This window comes from Streptomyces sp. NPDC006265, assembly GCF_040613555.1.
Taxonomy (GTDB): domain Bacteria; phylum Actinomycetota; class Actinomycetes; order Streptomycetales; family Streptomycetaceae; genus Streptomyces.
Genome location: NZ_JBEXSH010001370.1, coordinates 1 through 1,541, shown reverse-complemented (window position 1 = coordinate 1,541; position 1,541 = coordinate 1). Strand labels below are relative to the sequence as shown.

Annotated in this window: 2 protein-coding genes; both read right to left on the bottom strand. The window is 71.8% G+C overall.

Annotation, left to right across the window (positions count from 1 at the left end):
* Positions 1 to 799, bottom strand: a 799-nt coding sequence (locus tag ABZ281_RS48965; protein WP_356665279.1) for an AAA family ATPase, incomplete at its 3' end; no start/stop codon positions are given.
* The coding region (locus tag ABZ281_RS48960) for a methyltransferase (protein WP_356665277.1) at positions 796 to 1,541 on the bottom strand (746 nt) is incomplete at its 5' end. The genes ABZ281_RS48960 and ABZ281_RS48965, both read right to left, overlap by 4 nt.

The window sequence follows — 1,541 nt, the reverse complement described above, 5'->3', positions numbered from 1 at the left end:
GGTACCGGCCGTACTTGTTCTCGTGGTTGCCGGGCACGCACAGGGCATTGCCGGACTTCACCATCGCCATCACGCGGCGCAGCACGCCCGGGCTGTCCGGGCCGCGGTCGACCAGGTCGCCGACGAAGACGGCCGTACGGCCCTCCGGGTGGACGCCGTCGACGTAGCCCAGCTTGCCGAGCAGCGCCTCCAGCTCGGCGGCGCAGCCGTGGATGTCGCCGATGATGTCGAACGGGCCGGTGAGGTGGGTCAGGTCGTTGAAGCGCTTCTCGGTGACGACCGTGGCGTGCTCGACCTCGTCGACGCCGCGCAGGATGTGCACCTTGCGGAAGCCCTCGCGCTCCAGGTTCCTGAGGGAGCGGCGCAGTTCGCGGGTGTGGCGGTGGATGACCCGGCGGGGCATGTCGGCGCGGTCGGTGCGGACCGCGTTGCGCTCGGCGCACACCTCCTCGGGCACGTCGAGCACGATCGCGACCGGCAGCACGTCGTACTGCTTGGCCAGGTCGATCAGCTGACGGCGGGCATCGGACTGCACGCTGGTCGCGTCCACGACCGTGCGGCGGCCGGCGGCCAGGCGCTTGCCCGCGATGTAGTGCAGGACGTCGAAGGCGTCCTTGGTGGCGCCCTGGTCGTTCTCGTCGTCCGAGACCAGGCCGCGGCAGAAGTCGGACGAAATGACCTCGGTGGGCTTGAAGTGCCGACGGGCGAAGGTGGACTTGCCGGAGCCGGTGGCCCCGACCAGCACCACCAGGGACAGGTCGGTGACGGGCAGCACGCGCCCCTGCTGTGCGTCGGTCATGCCGCCTTCGCCTCCTTCGGCGTGGTCAGGGTGAATACGGCCATCTGGGTGGGCGGCCCCACCTCGGGGTCGTCGGGGCCGACGGGCTCGAACGCGACGCCGTAGCCGTGCCGTTCGGCGACCGCCTCGGCCCAGGCGCGGAACTCCGCGCGAGTCCACTCGAAGCGGTGGTCGCCGTGCCGGACGTGGCCGGCCGGGAGGGACTCCCAGCGCACGTTGTACTCGACGTTCGGGGTGGTCACGAGGACCGTCCGCGGACGCGCGGAGCCGAACACCGCGTACTCCAGGGCGGGCAGCCGGGGCAGGTCGAGGTGCTCGACGACCTCGCTGAGCACGGCGGCGTCGTAGCCCTTGAGCCGGACATCGGTGTACGCGAGCGAGCCCTGGAAGAGCTGGACGCGGGAGGCCTGCCGCTCGCCCATGCGGTCCAGCTTGAGGCGCCGGGAGGCGATGGTGAGCGCACGCATGGACACGTCCACGCCGACGATCTCGGTGAAGGCCGGGTCCTTGAGCAGCGTCTGCACCAACTGGCCCTGCCCGCAGCCGAGATCGAGGACGCGGGCGGCTCCGGACTGCCGGAGCGCCGTGACGATCGCCTCGCGGCGCCGCACGGCCGGCGGGGTCGGCTTCTCCTCGGCCTCGGTCTCCGCCTCGACGGCGTTGTCGATCTCCTCGACCTCGCTGTCGTCGGTCTCGGCGAGCCGCACCAGCTCCAGACGCTCGGTGGCCTGGCGGGTCAGCG